The sequence below is a fragment of the Lelliottia amnigena genome, assembly GCF_019047465.1.
Taxonomy (GTDB): Bacteria; Pseudomonadota; Gammaproteobacteria; order Enterobacterales; family Enterobacteriaceae; genus Enterobacter; species Enterobacter amnigenus.
Genome location: NZ_CP077236.1, coordinates 1,017,771 through 1,031,930, shown reverse-complemented (window position 1 = coordinate 1,031,930; position 14,160 = coordinate 1,017,771). Strand labels below are relative to the sequence as shown.

General features: G+C 55.0%; 13 protein-coding genes. 8 read left to right on the top strand and 5 right to left on the bottom strand.

Annotated features, from left to right (window positions below):
* The first annotated feature begins 2 nt into the window (after positions 1-2).
* Positions 3-950 carry an iron-siderophore ABC transporter substrate-binding protein gene (locus I6L74_RS04830; protein ID WP_059177493.1) on the top strand — a complete coding sequence of 316 codons (948 nt, stop codon included), beginning with the start codon at positions 3-5 and terminating at the stop codon, positions 948-950.
* A complete protein-coding gene (locus I6L74_RS04825) occupies positions 947-1,834 on the top strand; it encodes a MurR/RpiR family transcriptional regulator (RefSeq protein ID WP_059177494.1) in 888 nt (295 codons plus the stop codon). Before I6L74_RS04830 ends, I6L74_RS04825 begins: the two co-directional genes overlap by 4 nt.
* Here I6L74_RS04825 and I6L74_RS04820 read toward each other — a convergent pair whose 3' ends face one another.
* On the bottom strand, positions 1,835-2,674 hold the full coding sequence (locus tag I6L74_RS04820) for an AraC family transcriptional regulator (protein ID WP_059177495.1): 840 nt from the start codon (positions 2,672-2,674) through the stop codon (positions 1,835-1,837). It lies immediately after the preceding gene.
* Between the two features lie 166 nt (positions 2,675-2,840).
* Here I6L74_RS04820 and I6L74_RS04815 point away from each other — a divergent pair, with 166 nt between their 5' ends.
* From I6L74_RS04815 to I6L74_RS04805, 3 genes are read left to right on the top strand one after another with little or no spacing between them, the layout of a single operon-like run.
* The gene (locus I6L74_RS04815) at positions 2,841-4,658 is read left to right on the top strand and encodes a DUF2264 domain-containing protein (protein WP_059177496.1); all 1,818 of its coding nucleotides are present in this window, start codon (positions 2,841-2,843) and stop codon (positions 4,656-4,658) included.
* A 33-nt stretch (positions 4,659-4,691) separates the two neighbouring features.
* Positions 4,692-5,960 carry an oligosaccharide MFS transporter gene (locus I6L74_RS04810; protein WP_059177497.1) on the top strand — a complete coding sequence of 423 codons (1,269 nt, stop codon included), beginning with the start codon at positions 4,692-4,694 and terminating at the stop codon, positions 5,958-5,960.
* 27 nt (positions 5,961-5,987) lie between these two features.
* A complete protein-coding gene (locus I6L74_RS04805) occupies positions 5,988-7,175 on the top strand; it encodes a glycoside hydrolase family 88 protein (RefSeq protein ID WP_059177498.1) in 1,188 nt (395 codons plus the stop codon).
* Between the two features lie 89 nt (positions 7,176-7,264).
* On the opposite strand, the gene I6L74_RS04800 is transcribed toward I6L74_RS04805, so the two are convergent.
* The 4 genes from I6L74_RS04800 to qseB all read right to left on the bottom strand — a co-directional run bounded on the left by I6L74_RS04800 (position 7,265) and on the right by qseB (position 10,304).
* Positions 7,265-7,579, bottom strand: coding sequence for a putative quinol monooxygenase (locus I6L74_RS04800; RefSeq protein ID WP_059177499.1), 315 nt, complete (start codon positions 7,577-7,579; stop codon positions 7,265-7,267).
* A gap of 29 nt (positions 7,580-7,608) precedes the next feature.
* Positions 7,609-8,190, bottom strand: a complete 582-nt coding sequence (locus tag I6L74_RS04795; RefSeq protein ID WP_059177500.1) for an NAD(P)H-dependent oxidoreductase — start codon at positions 8,188-8,190, stop codon at positions 7,609-7,611.
* A 111-nt stretch (positions 8,191-8,301) separates the two neighbouring features.
* Positions 8,302-9,648, bottom strand: a complete 1,347-nt coding sequence (gene qseC, locus I6L74_RS04790; protein ID WP_059177501.1) for a quorum sensing histidine kinase QseC — start codon at positions 9,646-9,648, stop codon at positions 8,302-8,304.
* The gene (gene qseB / locus I6L74_RS04785; RefSeq protein ID WP_059177502.1) at positions 9,645-10,304 is read right to left on the bottom strand and encodes a quorum sensing response regulator transcription factor QseB; all 660 of its coding nucleotides are present in this window, start codon (positions 10,302-10,304) and stop codon (positions 9,645-9,647) included. The genes qseC and qseB overlap by 4 nt, the downstream gene beginning before the upstream one ends.
* A gap of 149 nt (positions 10,305-10,453) precedes the next feature.
* Between qseB and I6L74_RS04780 the strand changes: the two genes are divergently transcribed.
* The 3 genes from I6L74_RS04780 (at position 10,454) to plsC (ending at position 14,101) form a co-directional block, all read left to right on the top strand.
* The gene (locus I6L74_RS04780; protein WP_059177503.1) at positions 10,454-10,861 is read left to right on the top strand and encodes a YgiW/YdeI family stress tolerance OB fold protein; all 408 of its coding nucleotides are present in this window, start codon (positions 10,454-10,456) and stop codon (positions 10,859-10,861) included.
* Positions 10,862-10,980: 119 nt separating this feature from the next.
* Positions 10,981-13,239, top strand: a complete 2,259-nt coding sequence (parC, locus tag I6L74_RS04775) for a DNA topoisomerase IV subunit A (RefSeq protein ID WP_059177504.1) — start codon at positions 10,981-10,983, stop codon at positions 13,237-13,239.
* A gap of 124 nt (positions 13,240-13,363) precedes the next feature.
* Positions 13,364-14,101 (top strand): 1-acylglycerol-3-phosphate O-acyltransferase, encoded by a 738-nt coding sequence (plsC, locus tag I6L74_RS04770; RefSeq protein WP_059177505.1) that lies wholly within the window; start codon positions 13,364-13,366, stop codon positions 14,099-14,101.
* The last annotated feature ends 59 nt before the right edge of the window (positions 14,102-14,160 follow it).

The window sequence follows — 14,160 nt, the reverse complement described above, 5'->3', positions numbered from 1 at the left end:
TTATGCGTTTATTCTTATCCTTGTTGCTGCTGGTGGGGTTTTCCGTCAGCGCAGCTGAAGACAAGCAGACATTTACGGATGATTTGGGGCGTTCGGTGCAGGTACCCGTCCACCCAAAACGGATTGTGTCGTTACACGATCTCGACATCACGATCCCGCTAATCGAACTCGGAGTGCCGCCCATCGCCAGCCATGGACGCACGCGTCCTGACGGTAGCCATTTTCTTCGGTCCAGCGGCATCTTAACGGGCGTTGATTTTGATAATTCCGACATCAAATTTATCGGCACAGCGGATATCGATATTGAAGCCATTGCCGCCGCAAAACCGGATCTGATTATCACCGAGCCGACGCGTAACACGCCGGTTGAGCAGCTGGCGCGGATCGCTCCCACGGTGAGCATCGATCATCTCGACGGCGGCGCGCCGGAAATCTACCGCAAGCTGGCGCAATTGACCGGCACGCAGGCGCGACTGAGCATTCTGGAACGTCGCTATCAGGAACAACTTAACGCACTGAAAGCGACGATAGACACCCAGAAGATCTCCGTTTCGGTCATTCAGGCCAACCAGGGCAAAATCACCGCCATGCACAGCTATCATTCGCTGGGGCGCGTGCTGCGTGATGCCGGATTCACCTTCCCGCCGCTTATCGACAGCATCCCTGACGGTGGCCGTATTGACGTGAGCGCCGAGCGTTTGCCGGAGCTGGACGCCGATTTTGTCTTTGCGACCTGGCGCGGCGATACCGGTGGCAAACCGCAAGACGAGCTGACGGCCATGGAAGCCGTGATGCCTGGCTGGTGTCAGTTTCTTACCGCCTGTCGTACCGGGCATTACATCCTGATTTCCCGTGAAGAGGCGATCTCTAACTCTTTCGCTTCGCTGGGCCTGATGGTGGCGCAAGTACAGTCACAAATCGCGGGTCGCCCGCTTCCGGAGGCGAAGTGATCCGCAAAGATAAATCGCGTGTGGATCTCTATGGCGATCGCTTTCGCGCCCGCGCGCACCAGCTGACGCCTCGCCTGCATCAGGTCGCCACGTACATCAACGAGAACCGTGAAGCGGTGATGGAACAAACGGCGATGGAGATCGCAGCGCTGTTGAAAACGTCTGATGCCACCGTGGTGCGGGCGATCCAGGCGCTCGGCTTTGCGGGTCTGCGGGATCTGAAAAGTACGCTTGAGCACTGGTTTGGACCGGCAATCAGCGCCAGTGAAAAGATCTCAACCACGGTCAATATCCTGACCAGCGACGTTAATTCCAGCATCGATTTTGTGCTGGAAGGGCATCAACATACCTGTGAGGTGTTGTCAGAACCGAACAATCGTTACGCCATGGCGCAGGCGGTGGCGCTGCTGAGCGAGGCGCGGCAGGTGGCCATTTTTGGCATTGGCGCATCGGGCGTTCTGGCGGAGTACACCGCCCGCATGTTTAGCCGAATGGGGTTGCCTGCGACGGCGCTCAACCGTACGGGAATCGGGCTGGCTGAACAACTTATCGAGCTCCAGCGTGGCGATGTGCTGGTGATGATGGCGCAAAAATCCGCTCACAGGGAAGGACAAACCACCCTGCGCGAGGCGAAACGGCTGGGCATTCCCGCCATCCTGCTCACTAACGCCCTGGACTCGCGCTTCAGCAAAGAGGCAAACGTCGTGATCCACGTTCCGCGCGGTGGCGAGAGAGGCAAAATTCCCCTGCACGGCACGGTACTGCTGTGTCTGGAGATGATCATCCTCTCGGTCGCCTCTACCACACCGCAGCGCAGCATTAAATCGATAAAGCGCATCAATGAATTACACCGCGGATTGAAGCCAGGTAAAAAGAGTGGTTGATCACGCGCCAGGGTGATTCTTCCGGTACTGCAAGGGCGTCTCACCGATGCCCTTTTTGAATGCGCTAATAAAATACGTCACGTCTGAAAATCCCACGCGCGTGGCGATATCCCGCACGCTCTCATGGCTGTGAAGCAGGCATTCACAGGCTTTTCGCAGCCGCAGCGTATTGAGGTAATCATGAATTTTCTCGCCCGTTTCGGCATGAAATTTTCGTGATACGTAACTGCGGGATTTCCCCAGCTCGCTTGCCAGTGCGTCCAGACTGAATTTTTGCTGGTAGTTTTCATCAAGCCAGAACATGACCTGGCTGGCGATGCCGTGGCTGCTGCCGGGTGCGCCGTCATTATCATCCGGCAGCATCGCAAACAGACTGATGATCAGGCTGGCGACACTTTCGCTGGTTAACGGCGGATGATAGCGGTTAAACAGATGATGAATATGGGAATGACAATCTGCCATATCCGCCACCCACGCTTCACCGCCGCGTCGGGACAGTTTTTGCAGCCGCTGCTGTGTCTGCGGGAAATCGCGCAGCACTTTCAGAACCGCATGGTGATCGAGATGAATAATCGTGCGGCGATAAATCGCCTCGGCCCGCTCATCGACCATGACTTTGTGCAGGGTAAACGGCGGGAAGAAAAACAGCCGTCCAGGGCGCATGGTGTAATGACGATTATCGACAATCGCCACGCCAAAGCCTTCTTCCACATAGAGAATTTCCAGACATTGGTGCCAGTGGTGGTACCGCACGGTATTGGCAAAGAGCCGACTGAACGACACGATGGTGTCGTTTAAGGTAATCAGCTCCAGATGGTCGGATGTTGGCATCTCACGCATAGTGCAATAGAACTCAACTTTTACCCTTCTGTTTGTATTTATAAACCACCTTTTTAAATTTTATCAACTACGGGTTTATTCATCGCTCACCACTGTGACGTGGCTAACATTTCTGCGGTGTAGGGATTCACTATTCTTTGCCGCAGAAGATAACGAGGGTAAGCGTATGTGGGCGGCAAACAAAGAAACATCAAATCCGTTGTCTACCCGTCAGGACGTGGCGGCGGAATTGAATACGATGCTGGGTGCGGTGGATAAGCAGTTTCCGGCGGGGAGTTCACGCTTTTCGCTGGGGGACACCTGCGCGCACTACGCCACCGATGTGGCGCAAATGGAGGGGCTCTCCCGCGTGCTGTGGGGGCTGTTTCCGCTGATGGCGGCGGGCGACACCACGCCGTTTAGCGACAAATACATCGCGGCCATTAAGCAGGGTACCGATCCGCAAAGCGCAGGCTACTGGGGCGAAACCGAACCTTACGATCAGCGCCTGGTCGAGATGGCGGCGTACGGCCTCGGGTTGTCGCTGTTGCAGGACAAACTCACCGAGCTGTTCACCGAGCGCGAGGTGATGAACCTGCATGCGTGGCTCAATCAGATTACCGATGCGCAAATGCCGGACAGTAACTGGAACTACTTTGCCATTATGGTTCAGCTTGGTTTTAAACGCGCCGGGTTGCCGTATGATCAGCAGGCGATCGATCGCCGCTTCGCCATGATGGACGCCTATTATCTCGGCGACGGTTGGTATTCTGATGGTCCTGGGCGGCCAAAAGATTACTACATCTCGATGGCATTTCACTTTTATGGCCTGATCTACGCCACCCTGAGCGGCGATGAGGAGAGGGCGACGGTGCTGCGCGAGCGTTCGCGTCAGTTCGCCGAAGATTTCATTTACATGTCTGCCGCCGATGGTGCATCAATCCCCTTTGGCCGCAGCCTGACCTATCGTTTTGCGATGGTGGCGTTCTGGAGCGCCGTCGCTTTTTCCGGCCTTGAGGTGTTCACGCCGGGCATCGTGAAAGGCATCATTCTACGCCATCTTCGCTGGTGGCAACGGCAGCCGATTCGCGATCGGGACGGCATCCTGACGCTCGGTTTTGCCTATCCCAACCTGGCGATGTGTGAAGATTACAACTCGCCAGGCTCGCCATACTGGGCGCTGAAAACGTATCTGATTCTGGCGCTGCCGGAGGAGCATCCGTTCTGGCAAGCGCAAGAACAGCCGCTGCCAGCGCTGGCCGAGAAACGCGTTATTGCACACGCCCAGCAAATCCTGATGCATGGCGAGGATTCACAGCACGTCACTATGCTCACCGCCGGGCAGCTTGAGCTGAACAACTACGTGAATACCGACGCGAAATACACCAAATTCGCCTACTCCAGCCGCTTCGGCTTTACGATTGAGCGCGGGCGCTACGGCCTTAAACACGCGGCCTGCGACTCTATGCTGCTGTTATCCGATGGCGACAACTACTACCGTGGGCGACGGGAATGCGCGGAAGTGCGCGTCGACGAAAACGCTATTTTCTCGCGCTGGTCACCGTGGCAAGACGTCCACATCGACACCTGGCTAGTGCCGTTTGGCGAGTGGCATGTCCGCCTGCATCGGGTGAATAGCGCCCGGACCTTACAGGCAGTGGAAGGCGGCTTTGCGGTGATGAAAACACCACCGCAGCTGACCGCGCACGGATGTTATCTCTCGGCAGATAACGGCAGCAGCGTGATTGCCGATCTGTCGCCTGTTATCAGGCGTCAACCTGACGCCGTCGTTACGCCGCCAAACAGCAGCATTATGTTTGCTGAATGCGCCGCTATTCCGGTACTCACCACAACCCTCCCGCAAGGAGAAAGCTGGCTGTGCTGTGCAGTTATGGCGAGTGGTGATGCAGACAAAATAGCGGAAATTCCGCAGCTTCAAATCAACACCGATCGGGTCGTTATTCGTGATCCTGATAATAAACGACAGCTCTCATTCTTTTTATAACACTCTGGCACCCTATATTTCGGCGAGGATAGTATGGAAAATACATCAACGAATAACAGAACCGAATATTACAAAATCAGTACCTTTATCTTTCTCTATTTCTTTACGTGGTCGGCAAGTATTGGTTTGCTGGCGATCTGGCTTGGACAAAAGGCCAACCTCAGCGGTTCGGTTATCGGGACGGTATTTGCGGTTAACGGTATTTTCTCCGTTATTTTAAAACCGATCTACGGCTACATTCTCGATAAGATCGGGATGAGCAAATACCTGCTCTATTTTGTGGTGGCAATGTCGGCCCTGATGGCACCGTTCTTTATTTATGTCTACCAGCCGCTGTTAATGTCCAACACCATGCTGGGCATTATTATCGGTGCGCTCTATTTAAGCTTTGCCTGGTACGCGGGCGTGGCGGCGTGTGAATCCTATTCCGATCGCTTCAGTCGTCTGAACGGCATGGAGTTTGGTCAGATTCGTATGTGGGGGTCGCTTGGCTGGGCGGTAGCGTCGTCATTCTCCGGCCTGCTGTTTAACCTCTCGCCAGCGTATAATTTTATTATGGGTAGCGTGGCCTCCGTCATCATGCTCATCGTCCTGTTGAACCTGAAAGTAAACACTAACTCCGCACATGCCGGAGACGTGCTGACCAAAGAGAAAATCGCCCCTTCGGATGTTTATGCGCTGCTGCGTAACCGCAAGTTTTGGGCCTTCTGCCTGTATGTTGCCGGCGTGGCGTGGATGATGTTTATCGCCGAGCAGCAGTTCTCGCGCTACTTCGTCACTTTCTTTGACGATGTGCATCAGGGTAATGCGGTATTCGGCTACCTCGGCACGGTTCAGTCGGGTATGGAATTCGTCATGTATATGGTGATTCCGCTGTTCGTGAACTTTATCGGTGCCAAGCGCGGATTACTGATTGTGGGGATGATTGTCGGTGCGCGTCTGATTATTTCCGGCGTGTGCGATTCACACTTATTAATTTCCGTCCTCAAACCTTTATACGGTCTGGAAATCTGTTTACTGCTGGTATCGGTATTTAAATATATCGCCGAGCATTTCGATAAACGAGTCAACGCCACCATGTATTTATTGGGCTATCAGGCGATGCTGTATGTCGGTAACGTGGTGATCTCTTCACCTGCGGGATATATGTATGATCGCATCGGATTTGAACAGACTTATATCATCATGGGCGCAACGGCGCTGACCTTTACGCTGATCTCTGCCTTTACGTTATCCGCCTGCCAAAGCAAATGGCGCGGCACATCTGCAATCTCTGTAGCAGAACAGAATCCATCTCGATAATTTTGCCGTCAAAGAAGGAACCGAAATATGTTAAGTCATATCACAGAGGAACGTCTGGCCGATATTCCTGCACCCGTTAATGCACATGCATTCAGGGATGAATTAAGCTCGGCACGCCAGCACGTTCTCGAACTGATTAGCCGTCATTTAACGGAGTTCGGTGAACAATTCCCGGCGGAAACCTGTAAAGACGGATTTTATCCGCTAACCGAAAACGTCGAATGGACAACCAGCTTCTGGACCGGGCAGCTGTGGCTGGCGTGGGAGATGAGCGGTGACGAAAAGTTCCGCGCGATGGCCAGGAAGCATACCCGCTCTTTTGGCCTGCGCATCGCCGGGCGTCACGACACGAATACCCACGATTTGGGCTTCCTCTATACGCTCTCGTGCGTGGCGGACTGGCGTCTGACTGGCAACCGCGAGGCGCGCGGCTTTTCGCTGCTGGCGGCAGAAGCGTTGCTTGAGCGTTACCACGATAAGGCCAGGATCATTCAGGCGTGGGGCGATCTGTCCGATCCCGAGCAGGCCGGGCGAATGATCATCGACTGCAATATGAATCTGCCCTTGCTGTATTGGGCGACCGAGCAGACGGGCGATCCGCGCTTTGCCGACGCCGCCAAAGCCCACGTTATGCAGGCGGCGACGTATCTGATCCGCGAAGATGCTTCAACGTTCCACACCTATTATATGGATGTGAAAACCGGCGCGCCGCGTTACGGCAACACGCAGCAGGGCTACGCCGACGACTCCTGCTGGTCGCGCGGCCAGGCATGGGGGATTTACGGTTTTCTGCTGAGCTACATTTATACCGGCGACGACACGATGATTGCTCTGTCGAAAAGACTGGCGAACTATTTCCTCAATCGACTTCCGCAAGACGGTGTTTGTCACTGGGATTTGGCGCTGGTTGGCACTGATGCGCTGCGTGATTCGTCTTCGGCGGCGATTGCGGTATGCGGCCTACTGGAGCTGGTCAAACACCTGCCTGCGACCGATCCGGATCGCGAACGTTATCTGGAATGGGCGAAGGGTATTATGTCCTCGCTGACAAAGCACTATCTGATGGGGAAAGACGAGAAGGGGAACGGGCTTCTCAAACACTCGGTTTATCATCTGGCGAGCGATAAAGGCGTGGATGAGTGTGCAAGCTGGGGGGATTATTTCTACGTCGAGGCACTAGTGCGGTTCACGCAAAGCTGGAAATTGTACTGGTAATAACCCTCACTCTACCCCTCTTCCCATAGGGGAGAGGGGATGGTTCGGTGCTATTTTTCCCCTGCCCTTAGGGGAGGGGGAAGGGGAATTTAAACCCCTTGCTCCAGAATACGGATATGCGTTTCCAGAACGTTACCTTTCACCGCTTCGCCCCACGCTTTCATGTGTGGCGTTTGCAGATGTGCTTCCAGATGGGCCACGGTTTCCCACTGCTCAACCATTATGATGGAGTCAGGTGCGGTGGTCTGGAAGCTCACGCCCGCGGCGGTGTCCACCATCGGCGCATAGCCGTGGCAGCCTTCTTCTTTCAATACAGCCGGGATAATCTTCACGAACTCATCCAGCACGGCCTGGCGGTGATGTTGGCCTGGACGCGTACGGATTTCAGCAATAACAGTTAACATGATCATTTCTCCTGATGACAGGCTACCAGTTAAGCAAAAATCTCGGCGAGATGCTTGCGATATTCGGCGATATAGCGCGGCACGTCGGGCATTTTAATCACGTCATTCACGATAAACGTCGGTAGCGGCTCCAGCGCCAGGAACTGATTGGCCTTATGGAAGGGCAAATATGCGCCATCAACGCCCACGCCATGGAAGAACTGATCTTCGTCGGTGAAGGCATCCAGCGGGGCATTCCAGGTCAGAGACAGCATGTATTTTTTGCCGTGCAGCAGACCGCCGGAACCGTATTTTTTAGCGCCATCGGAACGGGAGCGCCCGTCGCTGGCATACAGCGAACCGTGGCCTTCGGTAAACACATCATCCATATACTTTTTCACGGTCCACGGCGCGCCCATCCACCAGCCCGGCATCTGCCAGACGATGACATCGGCCCACAGGAAATTCTGCACTTCGGCTTGAATGTCGTAATCGCCGTCGGTACGCACGACTTTAACATCGTGTCCGGCGTCGCGCAGGAAACCGTCCGCGACCTCGGTCAGAGTGTCATTCAGTTGGCCGTTAGAGTGGGCGAATTTTTTCGCGCCATTGATAATCAGGATATTGCTCATTCGTTTCCTCAGTCTTGTGACTTGTGAGATTGGTCACGATTTTACCCGCAACAACGATGCGGTGAAATGAGCAAAATGTGTAAAGTCTTTTGCTTCTGGCGCAATAATGAGTCACCAACTCACCGTCACCTCAAAGCCGCCTTCTCGAGCATTGGTCAGCGAAACGCGCATACCGTGCAGCGCGGCAATACGCTTCACAATGGACAGCCCCAGGCCGCTGCCGGTTTCATCCTGGCCAGGCGGGCGATAAAAACGCTCGCCAATTCGCGCGAGCGCGTCGGGGGAAATGCCGGGGCCATTGTCGCGGACGGTAAAATTCTGCGCATTCAACGTGACGTCCACGGCGCTGCCACGCGGGCTGTAGCGCACGGCATTGTCCAGCAGATTGCGAATCAGCAGGCTCAGCAGCAAGGGCTGGCCGGAGCGGGTCACCTGAGCGTGAATATTCAGGCGGATTTCAATCCCCGCACGCTGGGCGTGATGGTAAATATCCATTACGGCGGATTGCAGCAGATCGGCCAGCGGGATCGCGTCGACATCATCGAGATTTTCCAGCGAATCCAGGCGTGACAGCGTGAGCAGTTGATCCACCAGACGCGATGCGCGATCGATGCCCGTGTGCAGCTGGGCGAGCGCTTTTTCCTGCGCGGCGGGATCGTCGAGCGAAAGCTGCGCCACTTCGGTTTGTACCTTTAGCGCCGTCAGTGGGCTGCGGAGTTCGTGCGCGGCATCCGATGTAAAACGCCGCTCGCGAGTCATCATCTCTTGCGTGCGGTCAAACAGGTGATTCAGCGCGTCGAGCAGGGGACGCACTTCCGTCGGCACGCCCTCGGTGGCGAGTTTTTCTGTGGCATCCGGCGCGCGCTGGCGTAACGACTGTGCCAGGCGCTTCAGAGGACGTAGCTCGCGGCTTAATAAAACGATGAGCAGTAACAGCATCAGCGGCAGCGCGACCAGCCATGGCGTGAGCTGCGAAGTGACAATATCCAGCGCCATCTCCTGGCGATATTCCCACTCCTGGCCGACCACAATGCGGTATTTGCCATCGGGTGCCGTTAGCCAAAGAAAACGCCATGCGTCTTTGTCACCGCTGAGCTGGCCGTTATCAAAGCCATCACGGCGATAGTCGTACGGAATATCCTGACCATTTTCGCCATCGTGCAGCAGCATTTTGCCGTCGGTAGAATAAATTGCGAAGGCCAGCGCGTCGTCGTCAAGATGCCCGTGCCTGGCTTTTTTGGGCACGTCGCGCATGCGGGCAGGCGCGTTGAGTTCGTCGATGTCCATCGTCAGCAGACGTTTAGCGAACAGCATCTGCTGGGTATCGAACAGCTTATCGAGCTTGTGCGTGGTCTGCTGCCATGCCACCACGCTGGCGACCAGCCAGGCTCCCAGTGAAAGCGCTAAAAAAAGCAGCGTCAGGCGTAATTTCAAGCTTAAACGTGGCGTCAGTTTCATACGTCACCCAGGGTGTAACCGATCCCGTGGACGGTGCGGATAAAATGGCTGCCAAGTTTGCGGCGCAGATGATGCACGTGAACTTCAACAGCGTTGCTGGAAACGTCATCATCCCAGGTATACAGCTTCTCTTCGATGTTTTTACGCGGCAACACGCGGCCTACGTTGCGCATCAGCAATTCCAGCAGGGCGAACTCTTTCGGCTTGAGAGGGAGCGTTTCACCGTCCAGTCTGGCCACCAGACTCACGGGATCCAGCGTTACGTTGCCGTGACGTAATTCACTGCGGGTCTGGCCGTGGCTGCGTCGCACCAGCGCCTCAAGTCGTGCGGCGACTTCCACTAACGCAAAGGGTTTGCACAGATAGTCATCGGCCCCCAGGCGCAGCCCCTCCACGCGCTGATAGAGCGCGTCGCGCGCGGTGAGGATCAGTATCGGCTCGCTGCGCCCTTTTTCGCGCCATTCGCGCAGAATATCGAGGCCGTCCATACCCGGCAGTGTGAGATCCAGCACGACCGCATCGTAAGGTGCGGAATAGAGCGCGGTTTTACCGGTACCGCCGTCAGTGAACCAGTCAACGCTAAAGCCCATTTTTGTCAGCCCGGCCTTCAGGCCGTCGCCAATGAGCTTGTCATCTTCTACCAGTAAAATGCGCATTATTTCCTCCATGATGTTGCCGTGAATGAGCAATTAACCTCCAGTAAGCCTCTGCTGTACAGTAAAAAAAATTAAATTTCCGCCTTAAGAAGTTGTTAAGGTTTACGCTGTTTAATGGAGTTCTAAACAACATAAAGGGAGATATAACGATGAAAAAATTAGCAGCGATGACCGCTATCATGATGATGACCACCGCCCCCGTGTTTGCCGCGCAAGGCGGATTCAACGGCCCGTCGGCGACGCCGGCCCAGACCCAGACGCAAACTCAGCAGGGCGGGTTCGTGGACAACGACGCCAATCTCACCACGGCGGCGAAGGTGAAAGATCAGAAGGACGACAGCTGGGTCAAACTGCGCGGGAACATCACCGAGCGCCTGTCTGACGACCGCTACCTGTTCCGCGATACTACCGGCACGGTGAATGTCGAAATCGACCATAAACGCTGGAACGGCCAGACCATCAGCCCGCAGGATAAAGTCGAAATTCAGGGTAAAGTCGATAAAGAGTGGAATGAGTTTGAAATCGACGTCAAACAGGTCATCAAGCTGAACAAATAATGTCAAAAAGGGCCGTTTCCGCGGCCCTTTTTCTTTGTGACTCAACTCGTCAGATAGGGTAGTATCTGCGGCAATATTGCCTGAAACCCACAGGTTTCTGAGTTGAGGAATGACATTTAATGAGCGATATGGCAGAGCGCCTCGCGCTACATGAATTCACTGAAAACGCCTATCTGAACTATTCCATGTACGTCATCATGGACAGGGCACTGCCGTTTATCGGCGATGGCCTGAAGCCGGTTCAGCGTCGCATCGTTTTCGCGATGTCAGAACTGGGCCTGAGCGCCAGCGCGAAATTCAAAAAATCCGCCCGTACCGTGGGTGACGTTCTCGGTAAATACCATCCGCACGGCGACAGCGCCTGTTATGAAGCGATGGTGTTAATGGCACAGCCATTCTCCTACCGTTATCCGCTGGTCGATGGCCAGGGAAACTGGGGGGCACCGGACGATCCAAAATCCTTCGCCGCGATGCGTTATACCGAATCGCGCTTATCAAAATACGCAGAAGTGCTGCTCGGCGAACTGGGCCAGGGCACGGTCGACTGGGTGCCAAACTTTGACGGCACGATGCAGGAGCCGAAAATGTTGCCTGCGCGTCTGCCCAATATTTTGCTGAACGGCACGACCGGTATCGCCGTGGGGATGGCGACGGATATTCCGCCGCACAACCTGCGCGAAGTGGCGAAAGCGGCGATTACGCTGATCGAAAAACCGAACACCTCCCTCGACGAAGTGCTGGATATCGTGCAGGGGCCGGATTATCCGACCGAAGCCGAAATCATCACCTCGCGGGCGGAAATCCGCAAGATTTACCAGAACGGTCGCGGCTCCGTGCGCATGCGTGCGGTGTGGACTAAAGAAGACGGCGCGGTAGTGATCACTGCGCTGCCGCATCAGGTGTCGGGCGCCAAAGTGCTGGAGCAAATTGCTGCGCAGATGCGCAACAAAAAGCTGCCGATGGTGGACGATCTGCGTGACGAATCCGACCACGAAAACCCGACGCGTCTGGTCATTGTCCCGCGCTCAAACCGCGTGGACATGGAGCAGGTGATGAACCACCTGTTCGTCACCACCGATCTGGAAAAAAGCTACCGCATCAACCTGAACATGATTGGTCTGGATGGTCGTCCGTCGGTGAAAAACCTGCTGGAGATCCTGACCGAATGGCTGGCGTTCCGTCGCGATACCGTGCGCCGCCGCCTGAACTATCGTCTGGAGAAAGTCCTTAAGCGCCTGCATATTCTTGAAGGTTTGCTGGTGGCGTTCCTCAATATTGACGAAGTGATCGAAATCATTCGTTCTGAGGATGAGCCGAAGCCCGCGCTGATGTCGCGTTTTGGCATCAGCGAAACCCAGGCCGAAGCGATCCTCGAGCTGAAACTGCGCCATCTCGCCAAGCTGGAAGAGATGAAAATCCGCGGCGAGCAGAACGAACTGGAAAAAGAGCGCGATCAGCTGCAGGCGATTCTGGCGTCCGAGCGCAAGATGAGCAATCTGCTGAAGAAAGAGCTGCAGGCCGATTCCGACGCATATGGCGATGACCGCCGTTCGCCGCTGCACGAACGCGAAGAAGCGAAGGCGATGAACGAGCACGATATGCTGCCGTCAGAGCCGGTGACGATTGTTCTCTCGCAAAGCGGCTGGGTTCGTAGCGCCAAAGGCCATGATATTGATGCGCCAGGATTGAGCTACAAAGCGGGCGACAGCTTTAAATCTGCCGTCAAAGGCAAGAGCAATCAGCCTGTGGTGTTTATCGATTCCACGGGGCGCAGCTATGCTATCGATCCGATTACGCTGCCTTCGGCGCGTGGGCAAGGCGAGCCGATTACCGGCAAGCTGACGCTGCCGCCAGGCGCAACGGTTGACCATATGCTGATGGAAGGCGAAGAGCAGAAACTGCTGATGGCGTCTGATGCCGGCTACGGCTTTATCTGTACCTTTAACGATCTCGTGGCGCGTAACCGTGCCGGTAAAGCGCTGATCAGCCTGCCGGATAACGCACATGTGATGCCACCGCTGGTGATTGAGAACGACAGCGACATGCTGCTGGCGATCACCGCCGCAGGCCGCATGCTGATGTTCCCGGTCAGCGATCTGCCGCAGTTGTCGAAAGGCAAGGGCAACAAGATCATCAGCATCCCGTCAGCAGAAGCGGCAAAAGGCGAAGATGGTCTGGCGCATCTCTTCATTCTGCCGCCGCAGAGCACGCTGACGGTGCATGTTGGCAAGCGCAAAATTAAACTGCGTCCGGAAGAGCTGCAAAAAGTGGTCGGTGAACGTGGACGCCGTGGTTCGCTGATGCGTGGTTTGCAACGCATTGACCGCGTGGAAATTGACTCCCCGACCCGTGCAAAATCGGGCGACAGCGAAGAGTAAACGAGCTTCACCCCCTTCTGCTCAGAAGGGGGTTCTCGCTAAAATTTCCGATATAAAAAAACAAAATTCTTACCCGGCGACAGTTGAAGTATAATTGTCAGCTATTAGGGCTTCTGAGGTCGCTATGCTATTAATTGTTCGCTTAATTCTTACTGTTATCTACTGCATTCTGGTCTGCGTGTTCGGGTGCATTTACTGCCTCTTCAGCCCACGTAATCCAAAGCACGTTTCGACGTTTGGCCGCCTGTTCAGTCATCTTGCGCCGCTGTTTGGCCTGAAGGTCGAAAAGCGCCTGCCAGAAGGCGCAGAACACTTCGGTAACGCCATCTATATCGGAAACCATCAAAATAACTACGATATGGTGACTGCCGCCGGCATTGTTCTGCCACCCACGGTGACTGTCGGTAAGAAAAGCCTCCTGTGGGTCCCGTTTTTCGGCCTGCTGTACTGGCTCACTGGCAATTTGCTGATTGACCGTAACAACCGGGCTAAAGCGCACAGCACCATCGCAGAAGTGGTGAGCCATTTTAAGAAACGCAAAATCTCTATCTGGATGTTCCCCGAAGGGACGCGCAGCCGTGGTCGCGGACTGCTGCCATTCAAAACCGGTGCGTTTCATGCTGCCATTGCGGCAGGCGTACCGATTATTCCTGTGTGCGTTTCCAATACTTCTAATAAAATTAATCTCAACCGTTGGAATAACGGACTCGTGATTGTCGAAATGCTGCCGCCCGTGGATACCAGCAAATATGGCAAAGATCAGGTTCGCGAACTGGCCGCTCATTGCCGTGAGCTGATGGCGCAAAAAATCGCCGAGCTCGACAAAGAAGTCGCAGAGAGAGAAGCCGCCGGTAAAATCTAAACCGGAGCTACAGGGAAATGGGTTCCCAGGTTTTTTTCACACAAAATCATTCAAGTTGT

Excerpts from the sequence above, each read along its gene's own strand:
- I6L74_RS04830 (WP_059177493.1), top strand. The coding sequence starts at position 3 with ATGCGTTTATTCTTATCCTTGTTGCTGCTGGTGGGGTTTTCCGTCAGC.
- I6L74_RS04820 (WP_059177495.1), bottom strand. The coding sequence starts at position 2,674 with ATGCGTGAGATGCCAACATCCGACCATCTGGAGCTGATTACCTTAAAC.
- I6L74_RS04815 (WP_059177496.1), top strand. The coding sequence starts at position 2,841 with ATGTGGGCGGCAAACAAAGAAACATCAAATCCGTTGTCTACCCGTCAG.
- I6L74_RS04810 (WP_059177497.1), top strand. The coding sequence starts at position 4,692 with ATGGAAAATACATCAACGAATAACAGAACCGAATATTACAAAATCAGT.
- I6L74_RS04805 (WP_059177498.1), top strand. The coding sequence starts at position 5,988 with ATGTTAAGTCATATCACAGAGGAACGTCTGGCCGATATTCCTGCACCC.
- I6L74_RS04800 (WP_059177499.1), bottom strand. The coding sequence starts at position 7,579 with ATGTTAACTGTTATTGCTGAAATCCGTACGCGTCCAGGCCAACATCAC.
- I6L74_RS04795 (WP_059177500.1), bottom strand. The coding sequence starts at position 8,190 with ATGAGCAATATCCTGATTATCAATGGCGCGAAAAAATTCGCCCACTCT.
- qseC (WP_059177501.1), bottom strand. The coding sequence starts at position 9,648 with ATGAAACTGACGCCACGTTTAAGCTTGAAATTACGCCTGACGCTGCTT.
- qseB (WP_059177502.1), bottom strand. The coding sequence starts at position 10,304 with ATGCGCATTTTACTGGTAGAAGATGACAAGCTCATTGGCGACGGCCTG.
- I6L74_RS04780 (WP_059177503.1), top strand. The coding sequence starts at position 10,454 with ATGAAAAAATTAGCAGCGATGACCGCTATCATGATGATGACCACCGCC.
- parC (WP_059177504.1), top strand. The coding sequence starts at position 10,981 with ATGAGCGATATGGCAGAGCGCCTCGCGCTACATGAATTCACTGAAAAC.
- plsC (WP_059177505.1), top strand. The coding sequence starts at position 13,364 with ATGCTATTAATTGTTCGCTTAATTCTTACTGTTATCTACTGCATTCTG.